At 67.1% G+C, this 22,587-nt stretch carries 18 protein-coding genes; 9 read left to right on the top strand and 9 right to left on the bottom strand.

Annotated features, from left to right (window positions below; all coding sequences use genetic code 11):
* Positions 1-109 precede the first annotated feature (109 nt).
* Both QW881_RS27020 and QW881_RS27015 read right to left on the bottom strand, forming a co-directional pair.
* The gene (locus tag QW881_RS27020; RefSeq protein WP_315717880.1) at positions 110-457 is read right to left on the bottom strand and encodes a hypothetical protein; all 348 of its coding nucleotides are present in this window, start codon (positions 455-457) and stop codon (positions 110-112) included.
* Positions 458-472: 15 nt separating this feature from the next.
* Positions 473-1,201 (bottom strand): SDR family oxidoreductase, encoded by a 729-nt coding sequence (locus QW881_RS27015; RefSeq protein ID WP_315757562.1) that lies wholly within the window; start codon positions 1,199-1,201, stop codon positions 473-475.
* A gap of 117 nt (positions 1,202-1,318) precedes the next feature.
* On the opposite strand from QW881_RS27015, the gene QW881_RS27010 reads away from it, so the two are divergent.
* On the top strand, positions 1,319-2,602 hold the full coding sequence (locus tag QW881_RS27010) for a hypothetical protein (RefSeq protein WP_315757563.1): 1,284 nt from the start codon (positions 1,319-1,321) through the stop codon (positions 2,600-2,602).
* Between the two features lie 244 nt (positions 2,603-2,846).
* Here the strand turns inward: QW881_RS27010 and corA are convergent, their stop codons facing one another.
* The 4 genes from corA to QW881_RS26990 all read right to left on the bottom strand — a co-directional run bounded on the left by corA (position 2,847) and on the right by QW881_RS26990 (position 8,861).
* Positions 2,847-3,884, bottom strand: a complete 1,038-nt coding sequence (corA, locus tag QW881_RS27005) for a magnesium/cobalt transporter CorA (RefSeq protein WP_315757564.1) — start codon at positions 3,882-3,884, stop codon at positions 2,847-2,849.
* Between the two features lie 62 nt (positions 3,885-3,946).
* A complete protein-coding gene (locus tag QW881_RS27000; protein ID WP_315757565.1) occupies positions 3,947-5,551 on the bottom strand; it encodes a hybrid sensor histidine kinase/response regulator in 1,605 nt (534 codons plus the stop codon).
* 318 nt (positions 5,552-5,869) lie between these two features.
* Positions 5,870-7,309 carry a glutamine synthetase family protein gene (locus tag QW881_RS26995; protein WP_315757566.1) on the bottom strand — a complete coding sequence of 480 codons (1,440 nt, stop codon included), beginning with the start codon at positions 7,307-7,309 and terminating at the stop codon, positions 5,870-5,872.
* A 193-nt stretch (positions 7,310-7,502) separates the two neighbouring features.
* A complete protein-coding gene (locus tag QW881_RS26990) occupies positions 7,503-8,861 on the bottom strand; it encodes an aromatic ring-hydroxylating dioxygenase subunit alpha (protein ID WP_315757567.1) in 1,359 nt (452 codons plus the stop codon).
* A 211-nt stretch (positions 8,862-9,072) separates the two neighbouring features.
* On the opposite strand from QW881_RS26990, the gene QW881_RS26985 reads away from it, so the two are divergent.
* Positions 9,073-9,873 (top strand): IclR family transcriptional regulator C-terminal domain-containing protein, encoded by an 801-nt coding sequence (locus QW881_RS26985; RefSeq protein WP_315717886.1) that lies wholly within the window; start codon positions 9,073-9,075, stop codon positions 9,871-9,873.
* 806 nt (positions 9,874-10,679) lie between these two features.
* Positions 10,680-11,381, top strand: coding sequence for an alpha/beta hydrolase (locus tag QW881_RS26980; RefSeq protein ID WP_315757568.1), 702 nt, complete (start codon positions 10,680-10,682; stop codon positions 11,379-11,381).
* A gap of 21 nt (positions 11,382-11,402) precedes the next feature.
* On the opposite strand, the gene QW881_RS26975 is transcribed toward QW881_RS26980, so the two are convergent.
* A complete protein-coding gene (locus tag QW881_RS26975) occupies positions 11,403-11,831 on the bottom strand; it encodes a hypothetical protein (RefSeq protein WP_315757569.1) in 429 nt (142 codons plus the stop codon).
* Positions 11,832-11,852: 21 nt separating this feature from the next.
* Complete coding sequence (locus QW881_RS26970; RefSeq protein WP_315757570.1) at positions 11,853-12,434, bottom strand: TetR/AcrR family transcriptional regulator; 582 nt, start codon at positions 12,432-12,434, stop codon at positions 11,853-11,855.
* Between the two features lie 196 nt (positions 12,435-12,630).
* Here QW881_RS26970 and QW881_RS26965 point away from each other — a divergent pair, with 196 nt between their 5' ends.
* From QW881_RS26965 to QW881_RS26955, 3 genes are read left to right on the top strand one after another with little or no spacing between them, the layout of a single operon-like run.
* The gene (locus QW881_RS26965; protein ID WP_315757571.1) at positions 12,631-13,125 is read left to right on the top strand and encodes a (2Fe-2S)-binding protein; all 495 of its coding nucleotides are present in this window, start codon (positions 12,631-12,633) and stop codon (positions 13,123-13,125) included.
* Positions 13,122-14,180: a xanthine dehydrogenase family protein subunit M gene (locus QW881_RS26960; protein WP_315757572.1), complete on the top strand. Its 1,059-nt coding sequence runs from the start codon at positions 13,122-13,124 to the stop codon at positions 14,178-14,180. Before QW881_RS26965 ends, QW881_RS26960 begins: the two co-directional genes overlap by 4 nt.
* Positions 14,170-16,434 carry a xanthine dehydrogenase family protein molybdopterin-binding subunit gene (locus tag QW881_RS26955; RefSeq protein WP_315757573.1) on the top strand — a complete coding sequence of 755 codons (2,265 nt, stop codon included), beginning with the start codon at positions 14,170-14,172 and terminating at the stop codon, positions 16,432-16,434. The genes QW881_RS26960 and QW881_RS26955 overlap by 11 nt, the downstream gene beginning before the upstream one ends.
* Before the next feature lie 74 nt (positions 16,435-16,508).
* Here the strand turns inward: QW881_RS26955 and QW881_RS26950 are convergent, their stop codons facing one another.
* Positions 16,509-18,497: a methyl-accepting chemotaxis protein gene (locus QW881_RS26950; RefSeq protein WP_315757574.1), complete on the bottom strand. Its 1,989-nt coding sequence runs from the start codon at positions 18,495-18,497 to the stop codon at positions 16,509-16,511.
* Between the two features lie 286 nt (positions 18,498-18,783).
* On the opposite strand from QW881_RS26950, the gene QW881_RS26945 reads away from it, so the two are divergent.
* The 3 genes from QW881_RS26945 to QW881_RS26935 all read left to right on the top strand — a co-directional run bounded on the left by QW881_RS26945 (position 18,784) and on the right by QW881_RS26935 (position 22,432).
* Positions 18,784-19,095 carry a hypothetical protein gene (locus tag QW881_RS26945; RefSeq protein WP_315717894.1) on the top strand — a complete coding sequence of 104 codons (312 nt, stop codon included), beginning with the start codon at positions 18,784-18,786 and terminating at the stop codon, positions 19,093-19,095.
* Positions 19,096-19,315: 220 nt separating this feature from the next.
* On the top strand, positions 19,316-20,050 hold the full coding sequence (locus QW881_RS26940; RefSeq protein WP_315757575.1) for a porin family protein: 735 nt from the start codon (positions 19,316-19,318) through the stop codon (positions 20,048-20,050).
* 243 nt (positions 20,051-20,293) lie between these two features.
* Positions 20,294-22,432, top strand: a complete 2,139-nt coding sequence (locus QW881_RS26935; RefSeq protein ID WP_315757576.1) for a HAMP domain-containing methyl-accepting chemotaxis protein — start codon at positions 20,294-20,296, stop codon at positions 22,430-22,432.
* The last annotated feature ends 155 nt before the right edge of the window (positions 22,433-22,587 follow it).

The following is a 22,587-nucleotide window of genomic DNA, read 5'->3' as shown; positions in this document are numbered from 1 at the left end:
CATGAAGCTACGGTCCGCATGCTTAAGACCGTGCTTAATTCAATCTCCGTAGTTTCCCGGACTCATCGTCATACGCGGACGCTGTGAAGGCGGCAGCCTGGAACGGCCGTCAACCCGGCCATCGCAACAGACTGTCCGAGCGAGCCAGAAGGCTTCGGCAACGGCTGTCTGCCACGTCGCGCGCCCAGCGCTGCGCGTCATCGATCGCCCCCTGCAGGTCGATCAGCGCTTGCGCCTGCCAGTGCTCGCGATCGCGGCCAAGCGGGAGCGCGTCCGTTTCGGAGTCGATTCCAACCAGGGGAAGAATGTCGACATCGGTCTCGAGCCGCGCGGTGAAGCGAAGCCTTGCGATGCTTCGCGCACCCTCGATCGGAGACACGGCGCCGGACAGGACATCCCGCGCCACTTGAAGGATGTCCTGACGCGCGGCGATCACTTGGGGCTGATTCCAGCTCATGAAAATTTGGCTGCCCTACAGATCAAAATTCGTCGGCAGCATCACGACGTCGCGGATGGTCATATGGCGCGGGCGGGTCAGCATGAACAGCACGACATCGGCGACTTCGCCCGGCTCCAGCAGGCTGCCGGACTCGCGCGCCTCCTTCAGCTTCTCGGCCGGCCAGTCCGCGATCAGCGCGGTCACCACCGGGCCTGGCGAGATCGCGCCGACGCGGATGCCGTGCTTGAACACCTGGCGGCGCACCGTCTGCACGAAGCAGTCGATCGCCCATTTCGACGACGCATAGACCGGCTCCCACGGCGTCGGGTAATGCGCCGCGAGCGAGCTGGTGACGATGATGTCGCCCGTCCCGCGCGCGATCATGTGCGGGAGAACGTCGCGCACATTCTTCATCACGACGTTGACGTTGAGGTTCAGCATGCGGTCGATGGCGTCGGTCCTGGCGTCGACGAGATCGCCGCCGAGATAGCTGCCGGCATTGGCGTGGAGGATGTCGAGCCGGCCGGCCGCATCGAGGACGCGCGGCAGCAGGGTGGCGCAATCCGTGGGATCGAGCAGGTCGATGACCACGGGGATCACGGCGTCGCCGTGCCGCTCGCGCAGGCTCGCCAGCGCCGCGGCGTCGCGATCGATCATGACGACGCGCGCGCCGGCCGCCAGCATCGCTGCGCTGCTGGCCAGCCCGATGCCCGACGCCGCGCCGGTGACCGCCGCCACCTTGCCTTCCAGTTCCCTGCTCATCATCTTCTCCCTTGTCCGGCCAGACTACCGCAAATCGCGCAGCGCTGCCGTACCGCGTTTGGACCCATGGCAATTCCTGCGCGTTGCATCCCGGACGCATCACCCGTGAAGAGGCCGATGGAGACGATCGAAGCCTATCTCGCCCGCAAGCATCAGGAGCTGCAGCTCCTGAACGACTGCCTGCGGAGACCGCATGCGCTGCCGGCGCCGCGCGCCGTGATGGAGGTCATCCGGCGCAAGTTTCAGCTCACGGCCGCGCTGAAGGCGGAGCACGCGCTGGGCGACTGGACCGCGACGGAGACGGCCTGGGCGGATGCCGCCGATCATCGCGCCGGCCCGTTCGCCTTCAGCTACGACTATCAGCGCGCCGATCTCGACGTGCGCGGGCCGTCATTCTATGCGGTGGGCGAGAGCCGTCAGGACACCATCTACACCATCTCCGGCATGGCCGCGATCGCGGCACTGCTGCTGGCGACGCGGCCCGTTCTCGGTACGGCGGACCTGCTGATGCTGCCGGGCTCCTATGGCGAGACGCAGGAGCTGGTCGCGGCGCATGCGCGGCATCTGCGCCCGGTGACGCTGACCCGCGACCTTGCCGCCGCGCTGGCGCAGCCCTCGCCCGCGCCGCGGCTGCTGCTGATCGATTCCAGCGCGACCGCGCCGCGCTTCGAAGCCGTGCTGAGTTGCGACCGCCCGGCGATCGATCTCCTGATCTTCGACACCACCTGCTTTGCCAACGGCTCCGGCCGCGTTCGCCGCGTGCTGGCCTGGGCGCGACGCTGGAACGTGCCGGTCGTGATGGTGCGCAGCCACACCAAGCTCGACTCGCTCGGCGCCGAGTACGGCCGGCTTGGCTCGGTCGCTTTCAGCGATTGGACCAATGCCGGCTCTGCAAGCCGCGTTGCGCTTCAGACGCTGCCGGACGAGACGCGCAACGCCGTCAGGCTGCTCGGCGGCGCCGCGCTGCCGGCGCATTTCCCGCCTTATGTCGGCCTGCCCGCCTATCGCGAGCTGACCGCGCGCCGCGTCGCCGCCATCCTGCGCAACAGCCGGCGCGCGCGGCGTCAATTCGCGACGACGCTTCCCGAACTGACCGCGGAGCTCGACTTCGCGCACGGCCTCTACGTCACGCTGGCAGGCCGCGCGCCTCTGGACGAGACCACCGCGCGGCAAGCCGCAACCGCCATGAGTGATGATCTGCGGCGCGCCGGGCTGCCGATCCGCCACGCCGGCAGCTTCGGCTTCGATTTCGCTGCGACGGAATGGTTTCACGACGCCACCACGGATCGCTACAGCGTGCGCGTCGCCGTGCCCGACCTGCCGACCGCGACCTGGGACGAACTGACGGACGCCATCGCCGCGTGGTGGTTCGCGCATCAGGGGCGATCCGCGGCGGCGTGACCGCTGCGCCATGGCACGCGCCTTGTCGCCTCAACGGCAGACCCATCATGCCGCAAGGGGGTCCCGCTGAGCAGCTCGGATTTCGATGTCACACGCCGCCACGTCGTGCTCGGCGGTCTCGACGCCACCGCACTCAGTGCACTGGCATCGCGCATCGCTTTGGCGCAGGGATTCGGGGCAACGCCTCGCGCCGCTCGCAAGTGACCCGCCCCGCTTCGGGAGGAGGGACCAACGGTCCGTCAACTCACAGCCACCCGCGCCGCCTGAACTGCCAATATAGCACGCTGCAGACAGTGGCGATGAAACCGAGCACCGCGTAGTAGCCGTATTGCCATTTCAGCTCAGGCATGTGCTCGAAGTTCATGCCGTAGATGCCGGCGACCGCGGTCGGCACCGCAAGGATCGCGGCCCAGGCCGTGAGGCGACGGGCGATGTCGGTCTGCTGCGCCTGGCCGGCCATCATGCTGGCCTCGAACACGAAGGCGAGGATCTCGCGCAGGGAATCCGCATCCTCCTCGGCGCGCTTGGCGTGGTCGAGGACGTCGCGAAACAGCGGCGCCATCTCGGCATCGATCGCGACGTTGTCGACGTGCTCGAGCCGCTTGCAGACGTCGACCACCGGGCCGACGGCGCGGCGCAGCCGCAGCAGGTCGCGCCGCAGGCGATACAGAAGGTCGACCTCGTGACGCGCGAGCGGCCGCTGCAGCACGACCTCCTCCAGCGTCTCGACCTCCGCCATGATGCTCTCGGTCACCGGGCGGTAGTTGTCGACGATGAAATCGAGGATCGCATAGAGGATGTAGTCCTCGCCCTTGGCGAGCGAGCCGGGACAGCTCTCGCAGCGCTCGCGCACCGCGCCATAGGAGGTCGAGGCGCCGTGGCGCACCGAGACGACGAAGCCGGGGCCGACGAAGACGTGGGTCTCGCCGAACACGATGTGCTCGTTGACGAGCTGCGCGGTGCGGGCGACGACGAACAGCGCATCGCCGTAGCGTTCGACCTTGGGCTGCTGATGCGCCTTCGACGCATCCTCGATCGCGAGCTCGTGCAGTCCGAACTGCTCGGCCACGCGCTGCAGCAGCTCAGCATCAGGCTCATGCAGCCCGATCCACACCACATGGCCCGGCCGCCTGCGCCAGGCGCCGGCCTCCTCGATGGCGATGTCGGCGACGCGGCGGCCATCGGCATAGACGCTGGCCGCGACCACGCCGGGCTCGCGCGACGCGCCGCGCGTGGGCACGGCCGGCGCATCGGCCGCTGTCTGCATCGTGACGGGACGCATGGCTGAATCTCCGCTTTCCGGACCGACTTTCGACGCGCGGACTCGCCGGGTCAAGCGTCGCATCAGGTCACGCCGGTCGGGCCGTCGAGCAATTGCCTGACGCGGCGGACCAGATCGGTGCGGCGGTACGGCTTGTTGATGATCTCGAACTCGCCGATGTTGGCATCGGCGCGCTCGACCGCGGCATCCGAATAGCCGGTCGTCAGCAGCACCTTCAGCTTCGGCTGACGCTTGCGCGCCTCGCGCGCCAGCACCGTGCCGTTCATGCCGCCGGGCATCACGAGATCGGTGAACAGCAAATCGAAGCGGGCCTCCGAATCCAGCAGCTCGAGCGCGGCATGCGCATTGGCGGCGACCTCGATGCGATAGCCGAAATCCTCCAGGATCGAGCGCGCGAGCTCGGCCACATCCAGACGATCCTCGACGATCAGAATGCGCTCGCTGCCCGACCGCTCCATCGCCATCTGCGGCCGGATCGAGGGCGCGGCGATCGCCTGCTCGGTCGCCGGAAACAGCAGCTGCACGGTCGTGCCGAGCCCGACCTCGCTGTAGATATAGGTGCTGCCGCCGGACTGCCGCGTGAAGCCGTAGACCATGGCGAGGCCGAGCCCAGTGCCCTTGCCCTCCTCCTTGGTGGTGAAGAACGGCTCGGCGACTCGCGCGAGAATATGGTGCGGAATGCCGACGCCGTCGTCGGACACTTTCAGCGCGACATAGCGCCCGCCCTTGGGCACGCCGAACTGCACGATGTCCTCCTCCGCGATCTCCTTGTTCTCGGTGCGGATGGTCAACGTGCCGCCGTGCGGCATCGCATCGCGCGCGTTGACAAACAGATTGAGCAGCGCGACCTCCGCCTGGGTCTGGTCGACGCGGCTGTTCCACAGGCCCGGCTGCGCCTTGACGACGATGCGCACGCTGTCGCCGAGCGTGTGGCGCGCCATCTGCACCATGGTCTCGATCATGTTGTTGAGGTTGATCGGCCGGCTGTCGAGCCGCTGCTTGCGCGCGAACGACAATAGCTGCTGCGTCAAGGTCGCGGCCCGATTGGCGGCCGTGCGGATGTTCTCGACGGCGCGGCGGTGCCGCGGGGCCAGATCGGCGACGGCGCCCTGCAGGGTCTCGGTGTAGCCGATGATGACCTGCAGGATGTTGTTGAAGTCGTGCGCGATGCCGCCGGTGAGCTGGCCGATCGCCTCCATCTTCTGCGACTGCACCAGCGCGCTCTCGGCGTCGCGGCGGCGCGACACGTCGAGCTGCGAGCCGAAATAATAGACCAGCTCGCCGTCGCGGTTGTAGACCGGGCTGACGAACAGCGCATTCCAGAACGCAGCACCATTCTTGCGATAATTGAGGATCTCCACCGCGATGTCCTGGCGGTTGGCGATCGCCGTGCGGATCGCTGCAATGGTGTCGCGGTCGGTGTCCGGCCCCTGCAGGAAGCGGCAATTGGCGCCGACGATCTCGGAGATTTCGTAGCCGGTCATTTCCAGGAACGCCCGGTTGGCGAACAGAATCGGATTGTCGTTCTGGCGCGGATCGGTGACGATCATCGGCATCCGCGTGGTCTCGACGGCCGCGAAGAAGATGTCGTGGCGCTCCGACGATAGATCGGATGCATCGCCGCTATCGACGACCGCGCGATCGCGCTGCGGCTTGTGTTCCAACATGCTTCCTTGCTCCGCCTTCTCTCTCCATGACATGCAGGGTCGCGCCGACACCGGCGTGAGTTGCGCAACGCGCCCCTTCGATATGCCGAAGGATCGGATCGGGTTCCCGCAGGCATGCCTCCGCGCAGGACAGCGCACACAGGGCTCACGAAAATGCGAGAGGCGGCGTGGGAACAAATCCGGCGGAAATGGAAATACCTGCGCCGCATCATCGTCGGCGCATTGCGCGCTCGACGACGGAGCGCGGCCTACATCACCGGCAGAGCATCCGGGTCGACGGCGGGCTGACGCGCAGCGTGTGAGGCGCTGGCATCGCCGTCAGAACATCTCGAAATATTCGCGCTGCTCCCAGTCCGACACTTCGGCCTGGAAGCGCTCGAGCTCGGCGGTCTTGAGGAAGGTGTAGTAGTCGATGAAGGTGGCGCCGAAGGCTTCGCGGAAGAACGCGTCCTGCTTCAGCGCATCGACCGCTTCGCCCAAGGATTTCGGCAGGAGATCGGCCTTTGTCTCGTAGGGAACGTCAGCGGACGAGCCGGGATCGAGCTTGCGATCGATGCCGTCGAGGCCGGCTGCGATCTGCGAGGCCATGTAGAGGTAGGGATTGGCGGCAGGCTCGCCGATGCGGTTCTCCAGGCGCGAGGCGCGGTCGCCGGGGCCGCCGAGCACGCGGATCATGACGCCGCGGTTGTCGCGGCCCCAGATGGCGCGGTCCGGCGCCAGCGAATAGGCGCGGTAGCGCCGGTAGCCGTTGATCGTCGGAGTGGAGAACAGCGCGGAGGCGCGCGCATGCGCGAGCAGGCCCGCCATGTATTGGCGGCCGAGCGCGGACAGACCTTCGGCGTCCTCCGTCATGAACGCGTTGCTGCCGTCGCGCGCCACCAGCGACTGGTGCAGATGCCAGCCCGACGACATCACGTTGGGGATGCGCGGCCGGCACATGAAGGTGGCGTGATAGCCGTGGCGCTGCGCGATCTGCTTCACGGCGCTGCGGAACAGCACCATCGTATCTGCAGGCGCCAGCCCGATGCCCGGCTGCAGCACGAATTCGCACTGGCTCGGGCCATATTCGAGCTCGATCGAGCGCAACGGCAGGCCGAGCGCGACGAGGTTCGCCCGGATGATCTCGAGCGCCGGCTCCATCTGATCGAAGCGCTGCTCGGTGAGATACTGATAGCCTTGCGTCAGCAGGCTGACCGTCGGCGGCACGCCGGGCTGGCCGGGCGAGCCGGCGTCACCGGGCGCGAGACGCGGGTCCTCGACCTTGAAGATGTGGCACTCGACCTCGAGGCCGGCCATGAACTGATAGCCACGCTGATCGAGCGTCGCCAATGCCGACCGATAGAGATTGCGCGTGGCGAACGGGACCGGCGCACCATTGGCGAAGTACAGATCACACAGCACCCAGCCGGTGCCGGACGCCCAGGGCAGGACGCGGAACGTGGTGGGATCGGCGACCATCAGTGCATCGCTGCCGCCCTGCATCTCGGCCATGCCGAAGCCGCCGCCGGCGGTGAACACCGGAAACACGGTGCGATGCGAGGTGTCCTTGGCGAGCAGGGTCGTCGTGATCGAGCAGCCGTCCTCGAGCGAGGACAGCGCCGCATCGACGGTGAGCGTCTTGCCGCGCAGGATGCCGTGCTGGTCCGGGAACGAGAAGCGGATGGTGGTGAGGCCCTGCTCCTCGGCGAGGCGGCGCATGCGCACTGCGGCCTCGGCCTGCTCGGCGGTCCACAGCTGATGCCTTTGGACGAAACTCAACGATGGCTCCTCGAATCGTAGGACGGGCAAGGGCGCGTTCGCGGCGGTGTCTCTACTCTTGCGCCAGCGGACACCGCGAACGCGACGTGCCCACCGCCGCGACGGTGCACGTGAATGGTGGGCACGCCGTCGGACGGCGCGTTGCGCCGTTCCGCCGGCTTTGGCCACCGTACGGCAACTCGGAGCAAAGGAGCTACTCCGCCGCGCTCAGATGCGGGGCCAGCCGAATGATATCCGCCGGCACCGGCGGGGCCCAGGGGGCGTTGCGGCGGCGGCGGACGTCGACTTCCATCCAGTAGGTCTCCCAGCCGCGCGTCGGCCCGATGCCGTCCATCGTCGCCGGGCCCTGCACGCTGCGGGCCTCAGCGGCATCGAGGAACAGCATCGGCGACTCGCCGCCCGCGACCTTCTCGATCTGCTCGCGCAGCAGACGGCGATACTGGATGATGGCCTTGTCGGATTGCCCGAGATGCTCGCGGGTGCGGTCCTGGATCCGGCCCATCGACTCCACCGCCCACTGGTCGTGCACGTTGATGTCGCTGCCCATGCCGGTGTAGGTCGCGGTCGCCTGCTCCCGTGGATCGAAGCCGTAGTCGTTGCTCTTGTTCTTGCGCGAGCGATAGTCGGGCAGCTCATAGAGCTCGAGCCGCTGTGCCCGCATCTTCGCCCGGTCGACCGGCGCGCCATAGCTGGTGAAGATCGCGTACCAGTAGCAGCTCTCGTCATCGACCGGCACGTGCCACTGCGTGATCGTCATCTCCGTGCTCATCGGAATCACGAAGGCATGCGGGAACAGCTGATTGGTGACGCGCACATGGGTGCGCTCGGCATCGATCTCGCGCAGCGCGATGATGCGAAGGCCGTATTCGGTCCGCTCGACATTGATGATCGGACGATCATATTCGCGCAGCACCTTGGTCATCGGCAGCTCGCTGTCGGCGGAGGCGCCGCGGAACTGCTTGCCATAGGCGGTCGACGTATCCTCGTCCTCGAAGAAGCGGTGCAGGAACGAGGCATGCGCGGGATCGATGCCGACCTCCAGCGCCTGCAGCCAGTTGCATTCGATCAGGCCCTTGAAGGCGAAGGTGTACGCGTCTGGCGCGGTGAAGCAGTCGAGATCCGGGAACGCCGGGGCGGCGCCCTCGCCCAGCCAGGCCCAGAGGATGCCGCCCTTCTCGACCACGGGATAAGCGCGCTGCTTGACGTTCTTGCACAGCGGCGAGCCGGCCGGTTCGGCCGGCGTCTCCAGACAATTGCCGTCGGCGTCGAACAGCCAGCCATGGAAGGCGCAACGCAACCCGCCGTTCTCCAGCCGTCCGAAGGCGAGATCTGCGCCGCGATGCGGGCAATCGCGATCAAGTAGTCCGTAGCGGCCCTGCGCATCCTTGAAGAGCACGAAGTCCTGACCGAGCAACTTCACCGCGCGCACCGGCCGCTCGCCCGCGAGCTCATCGACCAGCGCGGCCGGCTGCCAGTACATCCTCATTAGTTTACCGGCGGGCGCGCCGGGTCCGACGCGCGTGATCAGGTCGTTCTGCTCCTGGCTCATCATGATGGCCGTCTCTCCTGTTCCGTCGCAAGTCGGGCGTTGAGCGTCACGCGATCATCTAATAATGTTCGCTAGACGAACACATGTTCGCCCAGATTAGATTCGCTTTAAGTGGGGAGAAGCGCAAGTGAAAAAGCTACAACCGAAGCCGAGGGGCCAACGGACTGCAGCTTCACTGCGGCCGAAAACAACAACAGCGGATCATGTCAGGCCGATGCCGAAACTGAAGCGCACTGATGAGGAGAAGAAGCAGGCTCGGGGCGACGGTCCCGAGTTCGTGGAAGCGCTCGATCGCGGCCTGCGGGTGATACAAGCTTTCAGCCGCGAGGGCCGCCCGATGACGCTGAGCAAGGCCGCGGAACTCACCGGCCTCGCCCGCGCCACGGTGCGACGGATTCTGCTGACACTGAAGGCCTCCGGCTTCGTCCATGGCGACGACCGGCTGTTCTCGCTGACGCCGCGCGTGCTGCTGCTGGCCTCCAGCTATCTCGCCTCCAACCAGATCAACAGCGTGATGCAGCCGTTGATGGACAACACGGCCGGCGAGGCGCGCGAGGTCTGCTCGCTCGCCGTCCTCGACGGCGAGTCGGTCGTCTTCATCGCGCGCGCGACGTCGACGCGGATGTTCTCGACCGGGCTCGAAATCGGCTATCGGCTGCCGGCGTTCTGCACGTCGGTCGGCCGCGTGTTGCTGAGCCGGATGCCGGACGATCAGTTGCGCCAGGCCGTCGAGCGCATGACGCTGACCGAGATGACGCCGCAGACGATCACCGACAAGGAAGCATTGCTCGCGTCGATCATCGCCGTCCGTGACGACGGTTACTCGCTCGTCGACGGTGAGGCGGAGCAGGGTTTTCGCTCGATTTCAGTGCCGATTCGCCGCTATGACGGCGGCATCATCGCCGCCGCCAACATCGGCGGCCACGTCGATCGCATCGGCGTCGACGAGATGAAGGAGCGCTTCCTGCCGCTGCTGAAGAAGCTCGCAGCCACGGCGCAGCCACTGCTCGTCTGATTGTCGGGGAGAGGCCTCGGCCGCTGGCGCGCTGGCTCTCGCTCGCGCATCAGGTCACGCCATCGCAACCTTCGCATCGAACTCGCGGCCACGAGCGCCGCTGTTCCATCCGGCAGCGACATCGCCGGGACGCATCGTCGCGCCGCTGATCGAGCACGTCGTCCCGCCCCTCGCTGCATCGCGGATCGGCGCACTCGCCGTTCTCGTGAGAGCCGGACTTCGCGCGACAATCGTTCCGATGTCATCACCGATAGCGCGGTGCTACCAACTCATCGACGCAACAGGACGAGAGAGCCGGCCATCGCCGGCCACGTGAAGTTACCGGCTGCCCGAACTAATCGTTGTAGTCGCAACCCTTCCGACGCCTGGCTCCACGCCCATTACGTGATATTATCGTGACGCCCGACCCTGTTTGCCACGATTGACGATCCATCCAGGTATCATCGCGCTGCATGCGATGGTGGCATGATCCGGAGCGGAAGTAGTTGGATCCCCGCCTCGCGCGCGAATTGCGGACGACGCCACCAGATTGCCGCGAATGGCGCCGCAATCACGAAAGCCAAAGGCGCCGCGGCCCAAGCAGCATTGCGTGCGACCCGATCACCGCGATCATCCGACCGGCCGCCCGCTGCCGCGAAGAGGCGCAGGAGGAGCCAGGACACGGCGGGGGACGAGGTTGTCGGCCTGGGGCGGCGGGCGCGAGCCGCAGCACATCGTTGGACATCGGCCGCCTCACGCGCGTAAATGGCATGCCGGGTGGAAGACACCCGGACCTGCAGGTGAACGCCGTTTCCGGGGGAAGACCCATGACTGATGCGCTGCCGCTCGTGCTGGTGCCTGGACTGATCTCGTCGCCCCGCATCTATGCGCCTGTCATCCCCGCGCTGTGGCGGCTCGGGCCGGTGATGGTGGCCAACCACGTCCGCGATGACAGCATGGCCGCGATCGCGCGCCGCATCCTGGCCGAGGCGCCGCCGCGCTTCGCGCTCGCGGGACATTCGATGGGCGGCTACATCGCTTTCGAGATCATGCGCCAGGCGCCGGAGCGCGTGGGCCGGCTGGCGCTGATCAACACCCAGGCGCGGCCCGATACGCCGGAGGCGAGCGCGCGCCGCCGCACCATGATCACCCGCGCCAAGGAGGGCGACTATCACGGCGTGGTCGACGAGCTGTTCTCAGGCTTCGTCCATCCGTCGCGCCAGGACGATCCGCGGCTGCGCCAGCTGGTGCACGACATGGCCGAGGAGGTCGGCGTCATCGGCTTCATCCGGCAGCTGACGGCCATCATGTCGCGTCCGGACTCGCGGCCGACATTGACCGCGATCCGCTGCCCGACCCTGGTGCTGACCGGCGACACCGACAACACCATTCCGAACAGCCTGTCGAAGGAGATGGCCGACGGCATCGACGGCAGCTGGCTGGTCGTGCTGGAGAATTGCGGTCACCTGCCGCAGCCCGAGCAGCCGGAGGAAACCGCGCAGGCGCTGATGGAGTGGTTGAGGGGATAACTGCAATCGTGAGGCGCGCGGCTAGCGGGCGGTCATCTCGCCCTCGAAGGTTTCGAACAGAGCTCGAATTTTCGCCGCGCGCTCCTGGTCGTCGTCGGCCCACAGGCCGAGGTCCAGCACCATGCGGCCATTCTGGCCAGTACTCCTCACGCCGTCACCCTTGAGCCCCGCAAGCCGGACGGCCGCGGATCGGCCATCGGGGCAAACGATAACGATAAATGGGGTCGGAAGCTCCGCAACCTCGAAGGCCGCGACCGCCTGCACCTCCGAATGTCGAAAGCCATGCCGTACGGCAAAGGGCGAGACCTTGATGCCATTCCTTTCAAAATGGTCCGCAAGCGCGGCGATCTCGGGAGGAAGCGGATCGATGGGCCGGACGAAGCTGCGATAGACCCACTCGCCCGAACAGACCAGCGCGACAAGCAAGATAAGGGCGACGGCGACTCGCATCATCGGCTCCTGACGGGAGCCTCAACGTTGCACCCGCAGCCCATCTACGAACACATCCAACAGCCGCAGCACGCTCTGCTGCCAGCCGGTCTGGTCGTGCATGTAGCACATGCCGATCAGCGCGCGCAGGACGTCGTCGGCGCTGATGTCGTTGCGGATCTCGCCGGCCTCGACGGCACGCGACAGCAGCGCGCCGATCGAGCGGGTGAGATGGCCGTGCGAATAGGCGGCGAGCTCGGAGTTCGCGTTCATGACGATCGCCAGCGCGGCCATCATGCCCTTCTTGGTGGCGACGAACTGCACCGTCGAGCGCAGCCAGCGCCGCAGCGCCTCGACCGGCGACGGCTCGCTCTTCAGCGCCTCGGCGAGCTCCGAGAGCTGCTCGACCTCGCGCCGGTACACCGCCTCGAACAGGTCCTCGCGGGTGGGGAAATGGCGATAGAGCGTGCCGATGCCGACGCCGGCCTGGCGCGCCACCGCTTCCAGGCTGGCTTCGGCGCCGCCGGCGCTGAACACCGCCTTGGCGGCCTCCAGCACGCGCTCGCGATTTCGCTGCGCATCGGCGCGCGGCTTGCGCGGCCGCTCTTGTGGTTTCGTCTGCATCTCACCAGCTCTTGATGACGGACCGTTCATGTCCCCTTGCTAAACGGAGGAACCCTCCGTATAAATAGACCTGCTACCCGGGACAGCCAACCTTCCTGAGCTGTCGTCCCGCGGTCGCTGGATCTGGACGGACCACCGCCCGTAAGGCGGTGCCCGCTGCGATCCGATTAGGCCATCGCTTCGATCGGAACAACGCATGAATTGGACTGTCAGACTCACCGTCAACGGTGAGCCGCGAACGCTTGCGCTCGACGACCCCAGGGTCACCCTGCTCGACCTGCTGCGCGAGCGCCTCCACCTCACCGGCACCAAGAAGGCCTGCGACCGCGGCCAGTGCGGCGCCTGCACCGTCCTGGTCGACGGCCGCCGCATCAACTCCTGCCTGACGCTGGCCGTCAGCCTCGACGGCGCCGCGATCACCACCATCGAAGGACTGGCTCAAGGCGACCAGCTGCACCCGGTGCAGGAAGCCTTCATCGCCCATGATGCCCTGCAATGCGGCTTCTGCACGCCGGGCCAGATCATGAGCGCGGTCGGGCTCATCAATGAAGGCCAGGCCGGCGACGACCCGGACCGCGTCCGGGAAGGCATGAGCGGCAATCTGTGCCGCTGCAGCGCCTATGTCGGCATCGTCGAGGCCGTGCTCGACGCGCAGGCGACGCTTGCTGACAAGACGGAGCGCGCGGCATGAACCGGTTCGACTACGTGAAGCCGTCGACGGTCGCGGACGCGATCACGGCGGCCAGCGCGCCCGGCGCGGCCTATCTCGCTTCGGGCACCAACCTGCTCGATCTGATGAAGGGCAATGTCGTCCGGCCGGCGCGGCTGGTCGACATCTCGCAGATCAAGGAGCTGACGCGGATCGAGACGCTCGGCAATGGCGACGTCCGGATCGGCGCGCTGGTGCGCAATGCGGACCTCGCGCATGACGCGGTCTTCGCGCATGATTTTCCGGCGGTCGCAGAAGCGCTGCTGTCCGGCGCCTCGGCGCAGCTGCGCAATGCCGCCACCGTCGGCGGCAATCTGCTGCAGCGGACGCGGTGCGCCTACTTCTATGATCCGGCGTCGGCGTGCAACAAGCGCACGCCTGGCGCCGGCTGCGACGCCCGCGGCGGCGACAACCACCAGCACGCTGTGCTGGGCTGGAGCGAGGCCTGCATCGCCACCAATCCCTCCGACTTCTGCGTGCCGCTGGCGGCGTTCGATGCCGTGGTTGAGATCGAAGGCAAAGCGGGCCGGCGCGAGGTCGCGCTGGAGGCGCTGCATCTGTTGCCCGGCAGCACGCCGGAGCGCGAGAGCGTGCTCGCGCCGGGCGAGATGATCGTCGCGGTCCGGCTGCCCGCGGCGTCGCGCGCGTTCGCCAGGCACGCGCGCTATCTGAAGGTCCGCGAGCGCAATTCCTACGCGTTCGCGATCGTCTCGGCGGCAGCCGGTCTCGTGATCGAGAACGGCAGCATCAAGCAGGCGCGCCTGGCGCTCGGCGGCGTCGCTGCCAAGCCATGGCGGCCCCATGAAGCCGAAGCGCTGCTCGCAGGACGGCCCGCGGATACGCACCTGTTTGAACGCGCTGCCGAGGCGGCGCTGCACGACGCAAAGCCCTCCAGAGACAACGCCTACAAGATCCCGCTCGCGCGCAGCCTGATCGTGCGCGCGCTGCAGGCCGCGAGCCAAGGCACGCCATCGCGCATGCCGGCGCTGCCGGCCTCTCCCTTCTCCGCCGTTCCAGGAGCACTCCATGACGCCTGAGCTCAATCCGACCCGCGATCCCGCCCATCTCCGCCACGGCTCCAACATCGGCCAGTCGCTGTCGCGCGTCGATGGCCGCGCCAAGGTCACCGGCACGGCGCGCTATGCCGCCGACAACAATCCGCCCGGCCTGCTCTACGCCGTGCTGGCCGTCTCCAGCATCGCGCGCGGCCGCGTCGTCTCGCTCGATGTCGAGACCGCCAAGGCGCATCCCGGCGTAGTCGAGGTAATGACCTCCGCCAACCGGCCGCCGCTGCACGCCGATCCCGACGGCAAGCCGAACCCGTTCGCATTCCGCTTCGAGGCGCTGCAGAACGACCGTGTGCGCTACGCCAACCAGCCGATCGCGCTGGTCATTGCCGAAAGCCTGGAAGCCGCGACCGAGGGCGCCGCGCTGTTGTCGCCGCGCTACGAGGCCGAGCCGGCCCGCATCGGTCTCGATGCCACCGACGCCTATGTGCCGCCTGTCGTCGGCATGGGTTTTCCCGCCGAGAGCCGTCACGGCGATGTCGAGGCCGCGCTGGCGGGCAGCGACAAGCAGATCACCGCGATCTACGAGACCCCGCCGCATTATCACAATGCAATGGAGCCGCACGCGATCGTCGCCGAGTGGCAGGGCGACAGGCTCATCATCGACACGCCGACCCAGGGCCTGGTGATGATGCGCGGCCGCCTTGCCGAGCTGTTCGGCATCGCGCCTGAGAACATCCTGATCCGCAGCCCCTATCTCGGCGGCGGCTTCGGCGGCAAGGGCCTGATGGCCGGGCCGCAGGTCCTCGGCATTCTCGCCGCCAAGATGGTCGGCCGCCCGGTGAAGCTGGTGGTGCGCCGCGAGCAGCTCTATGGTCCGTTCGGCCATCGTTCGCCGACACGGCAGACGCTGCAGCTCGGCACCGATGCCGCGGGACAATTGTCGGCGATCCATCATCACGCGCGGATCGCGACCTCGAGCTTCGAGGACTTCTACGAGGCGGCGGCGCATGTGACGCACACGCTGTATGCCGCGCCGGCGATCGCGACGACCTATGACGCGGTGCGCATGGACACCGGCACGCCGCTGTTCGTGCGCGCCCCCGGAATCGCGCCCGGATCGATCGCGCTGGAGAGCGCCGTCGACGAAATGGCGGAAGCCTGCGGCCTCGATCCGCTCGCCTTCCGGGTCAAGAACTACGCCGAGGTCGAGCCGGCCACGGGCAAACCGTTCTCATCCAAGGCGCTGCGCGAGTGCTACACGCAAGGCGCCGAGCGGTTCGGCTGGTGGGAGCGGCCGCTGAAGCCGCGGATGATGCGCGACAAGGACGGCTTCCTGGTCGGCTGGGGCATGGGCACGGCGACGTTCCATGCGCTGATGTTCGCGGGCCAGGCCCGCGCGGTGATCCGGCGCGACGGCACCGGCGTCGTGGAGAGCGGCGCGCACGACATGGGCCAGGGCGCCTGGACCGCCTTCGCACAGATCGCGGCAGACTCGCTGGCGGTCGAGCTCGACCAAGTGACGTTCAAGGCCGGCACCTCCGACCTGCCGGATGCCGGCATCGCCGGCGGCTCGGCACATACGGCGACCGTCGGCACCGCGATCCACAATGCGGGGGCCGCGGTGATTGCGAAGCTTGCCGAGCTTGCGACGGCGGATCAGCGCTCGCCGCTGTTCGGCGCCGGCAATGCCGGCGTGATCGCTCGCAACGGGCGGCTGCTCCGGCGCGACGATGAGGGCCGCGGCGAGAGCTATGCCGACATCCTCGCCCGCGCCGGCCTCGACGAAGTCGAGGGCTCCGGCAGCGGGCTGCCCGACCCTGCCGCGAACGAGCAATATGCGATGCATTCACACGGCGCCGTCTTCGCGGAGGTGAAGGTCGATCCCGATCTCGGCCAGGTCAGGGTGACCCGCATGGTCGGCGCATTCGCGGCGGGCCGGATCATCAATCCGAAGCTGGTGCGGAGCCAGCTCGTCGGCGGCATGATCTGGGGCATCTCGCTGGCGCTGCACGAGGAGGCGGTCACCGACCGCCGCAGCGGCCGGATCATGAACGCCAATCTCGGCGAGTATCATGTGCCGGTGAATGCCGACGTCCCGGCGATCGAGGCCTTCACGGTCGAGGAGCACGATCCGTTCGTCAACCCGCTCGGCGTCAAGGGCGTCGGCGAGATCGGCATCACCGGCTCCGCCGGGGCGGTCGCCAACGCGGTGGCGCACGCGACCGGCATTCGGATCAGGCGCTTTCCGGTGCGGATCAGCGATCTGGTCTCGCGCCAATGACGATGGCGCGTTGAGGACCGGCACGAAGCCTCCGTTCTCTTGGCCGAGAGCGGAGGCAAGCGACGGCGCTCCGTCTACGCCGCCTGCCGTGCGAAGGTCCGCCTGAACCACGCCAGGAACGCCTCGCGATTTTGGCCGGGGTCGAACTCGACATGCAGCGCGTCCTTTTCACGGGCGCGAACCCGATACGGCACGCGGCCGTCGAAGCCGCTGAATTCCATGACGCCGCGATCGCCGATGCCCGGCTCGGGATCGAACCGGATCCAGGCGCCGCCCTCGGAAATATCCACCAGATCGGCCTTCATTGCGCCCTTGCGATCGTCGACGACCTTGATCGACAGGCTCGACTTCAACCGCGGCGACTGACGGCGATCGGCTTCGGCGGTCGCCGTCCTGACGGCCTTCACCAGCGTGGCACGGAGCGAGGTCAGGCCCGTTGCCACGGAGCCGATGGCGTTGCGCACCTCGGCGGCCCGATCATTGACCATGCCGGCGTCCCTGCCGACATTGCCGATCTTGGACGACACGTCGCGCGCCGCGCTGGCCGATGACTGGACCGAGCGGCTGATCTCCTGGGTCGCCGCGTGCTGCTCCTCCATCGCCGCGGCGATCGAGGCTGCGACCTCGTCGATCTCGGAAATCTGGCTGCCGATGCCCTCGACGACGTCGACGGTCGCCTGCGTGGTGGTCTGCACCTCGCCGATCAGGCGCGAGATCTCCTCGGTCGATTTGGCGGTCTGATCCGACAGCGATTTGACCTCGGCCGCAACCACGGCAAAGCCGCGACCGGCATCGCCGGCGCGCGCGGCCTCGATGGTGGCATTGAGCGCCAAAAGGTTGGTCTGCTCGGCAATGCCGCCGATCAGGTTGGAGACCTCGGCGATCTTGTCCACGGCCGTGGACAAGGAGAGCATCGTGTTCTTCGCCTTCTCGCGCTCCGTCACCGCCGATTTGGTGATCGTGCTGGCGCGCGCCACCTGGCTCGAGATCTCGCGGATCGCCGAGCTCAGTTGCTCGGCTGCCGACGAGACCGTCTGGGCATTGGAGAGCGACTGCTCCGAGGCCGCGGCCACCGATTGCGCATCGGTCGACAGCTCCTCGGCCAGTTTCGAGAGGCCTGCGGCGACGGCCTCGACCTGGCGCGATGCGCCCGCCGCCGCTTCGACGGACGTCTCGGTCTCGCGCTCGATCACGTCGGCCATGTCGAGCATGGCGCGCTTCTTATGCTCCTCGGCGGCCAAACGATCGCGCTCCTGCTTGTCGCGCAGGCTCGCGTTCTCGAGCGCGTTGGTCTTGAAGATGCTCAGCGCGCCCGCCATCGCGCCGATCTCGTCGCCGCGTTCCGAATAGGAAATGTCGGCCGACAGATCGCCCTCGGCGATCCGCCGCATCAGGCCGGTCATGCGCGACAGCGGACGGACGACGCCGATCACCAGCCCCGACATGCCGGCGACGACCAGAGCCAGAACGATGCCGGACACGGTCCACACGACGATGGAGATGCTGCGATCCTGGGTCGCCGCCGTGGCCTCCATGTCCGCATTCAGCTTGTTCGCCTTGTCGACGAGCGTATCGATCACCGCGCGGTGGGCGGCGTAGGCTTCGGCGAGCCGGGCATAGGCGGCATCGGCCTTCGCCATGTCGCCGGAGCGCAGCGCCGGGATCAACTCGGCCTCCAGGGCCTGCCAGAATTTCCGGACCTCGCCGTCCGATCGTTCGACCAGCAGCGATTTCAGGTCGGGCTGCAGGGCCGAGCCGGTCCAGAACGTCTTGCGATCCTCGTAGTCCTTCTTCAGCTGCGAAAGCTTACTGACATGCGTGTCGAGAGCCTTCGGCGTCCGGAGTGCGAGGGTCGCCTCGAGATAGGCCTCGAGCACATATTCAGGCGGCGGCAGGATGTCGGCCACCAGATCATTGCCGAGCTTGATCTTGTCGTAGAGCGGCCCGCCGACCTTGAGTTCGCGCAACGCATAGGCGCTGGTCAGCACGACCGCACCGAAGCCGAGCGCGAGCACAAGGCCAAAAGCCGCAATGAACGTGGAAATGGAGAGACGCATCTTCATGTCGGCGGCACATTTCGCTGGAAGGTGGACTGCACCCGCCGTCGCCCCGCCGGAGCCCTCTCCGCTCGCTTGCATGGAGCTGGTCCGTCCGGAACGACCGGCATCGAGTCGTCAATTTGATCAGCGTGCACAACCTTTTCTCAGGGAAGGTAAATTTCCGCCCCCGTAGAAATGCGGTCCGGCCAGTCTCGATCGGGGGACGCAGGCGCTCCGCCCACTATGACCTGGCGCAAGGCGGCGGGAGGCGGATCTGCGAACATCCGCGCATCGCCGCTCAGGAGCCACCATGTCGAAACCCATCCCGGACAAGGCCGAGATCGCGCTCGAATATCCCGACAAGTTCTATGCCGGCACGTTCGAGCATTCCTCGCGGTTCGAAGCCCATCTCGAATCATCTGGCCTGGCATTGACCCTGGAGCGCCCCGGCCCCGAGGACGTCCGCAAATCGATCCATATGCATCTGAACTTTGGACTGCTCGCCGCGATCCTTCACGAGCTCGCCGCCGGCATCGCTTCGATGCCCAAGGACGACATCGTTCATCGCGAGCAGCTGCGCGACGCAGTCGCGGCCTTGCATCGAGCACTTAACGCACCTTAACCGGTTGTGCCGCGACGGCACAAAGGGGCCCGGCGTTAACTCCCGGTTCAGCCTTCGTTAGTGCATTGCTAACTACGCCAGAACCTTTGCCCGCAGAAGGTCGGGTTGGAGGCCAGTGTGCTGCGCGAGTGACAGCATTTTATTCGAAAGCAATCTATCTCCGATGCATCGACGGCGCGCGATGCGCGAGCCTTGTTAGTTGAGTATCGGAGACCCCGCCATGAAGAAGATCCTGTTCGCAACCGTTGCAGTCGCCGCGCTGGCCTCGGCCCAGTCCGCTGTCGCCGCCGATTTCGGCGCCCGGACCTATCCCTACGCCACCAAGGCGCCGCCGGCCTATGCCGCTCCGATCTACAACTGGACCGGCTTCTATCTCGGCGCCCATCTCGGCGGCGCGTTCTCCAGCGACAACAACTTCTCCGGCCTCGCCACCGGCAACAACTCCAACGGCCGCTTCCTGGGCGGCGTGCAGGTCGGCGCCGACTGGCAGTTCGCACCGACCTGGGTGATCGGCGCCGAGGGCCAGTACAGTTGGCTGAGCGGCAGCGTCGGCGCCGCCTTCCCCGGCGGCCTCGTCTACACCAACAGCCAGCGCGGCCTCGGCTCGATCACCGGCCGCTTCGGCTACACCTGGGGTCCGGGCCTGCTCTACGTGAAGGGCGGCTACGCCTATTCCGACAACAACGAGAAGGTGACGTTCGCCGGCACGCCGATCGGCTTCGCAACCAACGGCGACCACCGCAACGGCTGGACCGTCGGCGCCGGCCTCGAATACATGTTCGCGCCCAACTGGTCGGCCAAGGCCGAGTATCAGTACTACAATTTCGGCAGCGCCACCTTCACGGCGCCCGCCGCGCTGGTCCCGACCGGCAGCTTCACCACCGACGACCACACCTTCAAGGCTGGCGTGAACTACCGCTTCAACTGGGGCGCTCCGCTCGCGGCCCGCTACTGATCCGCAGGCGTCAAATAACAACAAACGACGGGAAGGCCGGCAGCGATGCCGGCCTTTTCTGTCATAGGTTATCGAAAGCGCGGCCCAACAATCCTTTCCGTCCTGTTAAATGCCGCACGGTGAAATGCGAAAATGCGAGAAAACTCAGCACTGCCCGAGTAGTTTCCCGGATTTGTTAACCGCCCGCCGCGATACTGCCTGCAAGCAACAGCTCCAAGTAGTGCATATCGGGGGACACCAGAGATGGCGATTCGGTTCAGCTTCAGCAGGGTGCTCGGAGTCCTGCGACCTGGATGGGGCGTCCGCGGCAGCCTGTTCGCAGCCTTCGCAGTGATCGCCGGCATGGCGATCGCGATCAGCGTCGCTGCGGGACTGATGCTGCGACACGTCGGCGGCACCATGGTCGAGCTCTCGGACCGCGAGATTCCGCGCCTCACCTCGAGCCTGCAACTGCTGGCGCAGAGCTCAGGCCTGGCCAGCCTCGGCCCGGCGCTGCTGCAGTCCCAGAGCGAGGACGCGCTCAACGATCGCCTGAAGAAGATGCAGGAGATCCAGAAGACCACGCAGGAGCGCCTGAGCGAGATCAGCGCGCTCGGCGCCGCGAAAAGCGTGGTGGCGCCGCTCGCCGAGACCATCAAGAACATCAACGAGGCCAATCAGAGCCTGGTGTCGGCCGCACGCGAGCGTCTCGAAGTCGCCGCCCTACACAACAAGCAGTATGATGCGTTGCGCAAGGCGCAGGCGGACTTCACTGCCGCCGCCAACGAGCCGATGCTGGATGCCCAGACGCAGCTCAACGCCGTGCTCGTCGCAGCCGAGGTGTCCGCGGACGACGCAACGGCAGCCGCACGGTTCGTCGAGCAGCTCGGCAACGTGATCGCGTCCGGCAACCTGCTGGTGGCGCAGATGGCTGCCGCGCTCTCGGCCAACGACAGCGACACGCTGGAGACGATCGAGCGGCAGTTCAAGGAGGCGGTGGCGCAGCTCAAATCCAATCTCGAATTGCTGCCGACCGGCCGCAGCACCAAGGCAATCCACGATGCCGCGCTGAAGCTCGCCGCACTCGGCGAGGGCAAGGCCCGCGTGTTCAAGACGCGCGAGAAGGAGCTCGACGCCAACGATTACGGGCAGACCGTGCTGGAGGAGACGCGAAAGCTCAATGTCGGTCTCGACATCAGCGTGCAGCAGCTCGTCGAAGGCGTGCGCAAGTCGACCGAAAGCGCCACCAGCACGGCGGGCCGTGACATCGAGCTGGCAACGCTCGGCATGGTCGGTGCCGGCGCAGCCACGCTGCTCGGCTCGGTGCTGTTCGTCTGGCTCTATGTCGGCGGCAACATCCTGCGCCGGATCAAGCGGCTGCAGCAGGCGATGCAGACGCTGTCGAGCGGCGATCTCGACACCGAGATTGCGGCCTCGAAGCAGCGCGACGAGATCGGCGCGATGGTCGACACCCTGCAGGTGTTCCGCGACAACATGGTCCGTGCCCGCACCCTGGCCGCCGATCAGGACCGCGAGAACGCCGCCAAGGCCGAGCGCGCCGCGCGCATGGAGGCGCAGATCGCCACGTTCGAGGCGACGGTGCGCAGCGCCCTCGGCACGCTGCAGAACTCCGCCACGGCCATGCAGGCGACCGCGCAGAGCATGTCGCAGACCGCCGACCAGTCCAACTCGCTGGTCAATGCGGTCGCGGCGGCTGCCGAGGAGACCTCGGTCAACGTCCAGACCGTGTCGGCCGGCACCGAGCAGTTGTCGTCGTCGATCGCGGAGATCAGCCGCCAGGTCGTGACCTCGGCCCAGATCGCCAAGAAGGCGGTCGAGGAGGCCGGCGCCACCGACTCCACCATGCAGGGTCTTGCCGACAATGCGAGCCGCGTCAGCGTCGTCGTCGACCTGATCCAGGCGATCGCCTCGCAGACCAACCTGCTCGCGCTCAATGCCACCATCGAGGCGGCGCGCGCCGGCGAGGCCGGCCGCGGCTTCGCCGTGGTCGCCCAGGAGGTGAAGAGCCTCGCCAGCCAGACCGCCAAGGCCACCGATGAGATCCGCACCCAGATCGCCGGCATGCAGCAGGTCGCCTCGTCGGCCGTGTCGGCGATCCGCAACATCGGCGAGACCATCGCCGAGATCGACAACGTCACCACCGCGATCGCCGCCGCCGTCGAGCAGCAGGGCACCGCGACGCACGAGATCGCCCGCAACATCCAGCAGGCGGCCTCCGGCACCACCGAGGTCTCCAACAACATCACCGGCGTCTCCAGCGCCTCGGCCCAGGCCGGCACCTCCGCCAACGAGGTGCTCAGCGCCTCGGAGGCGCTGCGCCGCGAGGCCGACACCTTGCGCGCCGAGGTCGATTCGTTCCTGACCAACATCAGGGCAGCGTAGTTGCTACTCGCCGGTCATTCCGGGGCAATCGTCAATGCGCTTTACGCATTGGCGATTGAACCCGGAATCTCGAGCTTATGAGCGCAAGACAATCTCGAGATTCCGGGTTCGAGGCCTGCGGCCTCGCCCCGGAATGACGGGGGGCGTGGCGAAGC

The sequence above is a fragment of the Bradyrhizobium sp. SZCCHNS3016 genome (assembly GCF_032484535.1).
Classification (GTDB): Bacteria; Pseudomonadota; Alphaproteobacteria; order Rhizobiales; family Xanthobacteraceae; genus Bradyrhizobium.
Note: the sequence above shows the minus strand (reverse complement) of the source record. Positions and strands in the feature narration are given on the sequence as shown.

Bases quoted from the DNA above. Each gene is read 5' to 3' on its own strand.
- QW881_RS26980 (WP_315757568.1), top strand. From the start codon at position 10,680: ATGACTGATGCGCTGCCGCTCGTGCTGGTGCCTGGACTGATCTCGTCG.
- QW881_RS26935 (WP_315757576.1), top strand. From the start codon at position 20,294: ATGGCGATTCGGTTCAGCTTCAGCAGGGTGCTCGGAGTCCTGCGACCT.
- QW881_RS27020 (WP_315717880.1), bottom strand. From the start codon at position 457: ATGAGCTGGAATCAGCCCCAAGTGATCGCCGCGCGTCAGGACATCCTT.
- QW881_RS26955 (WP_315757573.1), top strand. From the start codon at position 14,170: ATGACGCCTGAGCTCAATCCGACCCGCGATCCCGCCCATCTCCGCCAC.
- QW881_RS26960 (WP_315757572.1), top strand. From the start codon at position 13,122: ATGAACCGGTTCGACTACGTGAAGCCGTCGACGGTCGCGGACGCGATC.
- QW881_RS27000 (WP_315757565.1), bottom strand. From the start codon at position 5,551: ATGTTGGAACACAAGCCGCAGCGCGATCGCGCGGTCGTCGATAGCGGC.
- QW881_RS26990 (WP_315757567.1), bottom strand. From the start codon at position 8,861: ATGATGAGCCAGGAGCAGAACGACCTGATCACGCGCGTCGGACCCGGC.
- corA (WP_315757564.1), bottom strand. From the start codon at position 3,884: ATGCGTCCCGTCACGATGCAGACAGCGGCCGATGCGCCGGCCGTGCCC.
- QW881_RS26975 (WP_315757569.1), bottom strand. From the start codon at position 11,831: ATGCGAGTCGCCGTCGCCCTTATCTTGCTTGTCGCGCTGGTCTGTTCG.
- QW881_RS26945 (WP_315717894.1), top strand. From the start codon at position 18,784: ATGTCGAAACCCATCCCGGACAAGGCCGAGATCGCGCTCGAATATCCC.
- QW881_RS27015 (WP_315757562.1), bottom strand. From the start codon at position 1,201: ATGAGCAGGGAACTGGAAGGCAAGGTGGCGGCGGTCACCGGCGCGGCG.
- QW881_RS26970 (WP_315757570.1), bottom strand. From the start codon at position 12,434: ATGCAGACGAAACCACAAGAGCGGCCGCGCAAGCCGCGCGCCGATGCG.
- QW881_RS27010 (WP_315757563.1), top strand. From the start codon at position 1,319: ATGGAGACGATCGAAGCCTATCTCGCCCGCAAGCATCAGGAGCTGCAG.
- QW881_RS26965 (WP_315757571.1), top strand. From the start codon at position 12,631: ATGAATTGGACTGTCAGACTCACCGTCAACGGTGAGCCGCGAACGCTT.
- QW881_RS26940 (WP_315757575.1), top strand. From the start codon at position 19,316: ATGAAGAAGATCCTGTTCGCAACCGTTGCAGTCGCCGCGCTGGCCTCG.
- QW881_RS26985 (WP_315717886.1), top strand. From the start codon at position 9,073: ATGCCGAAACTGAAGCGCACTGATGAGGAGAAGAAGCAGGCTCGGGGC.
- QW881_RS26950 (WP_315757574.1), bottom strand. From the start codon at position 18,497: ATGAAGATGCGTCTCTCCATTTCCACGTTCATTGCGGCTTTTGGCCTT.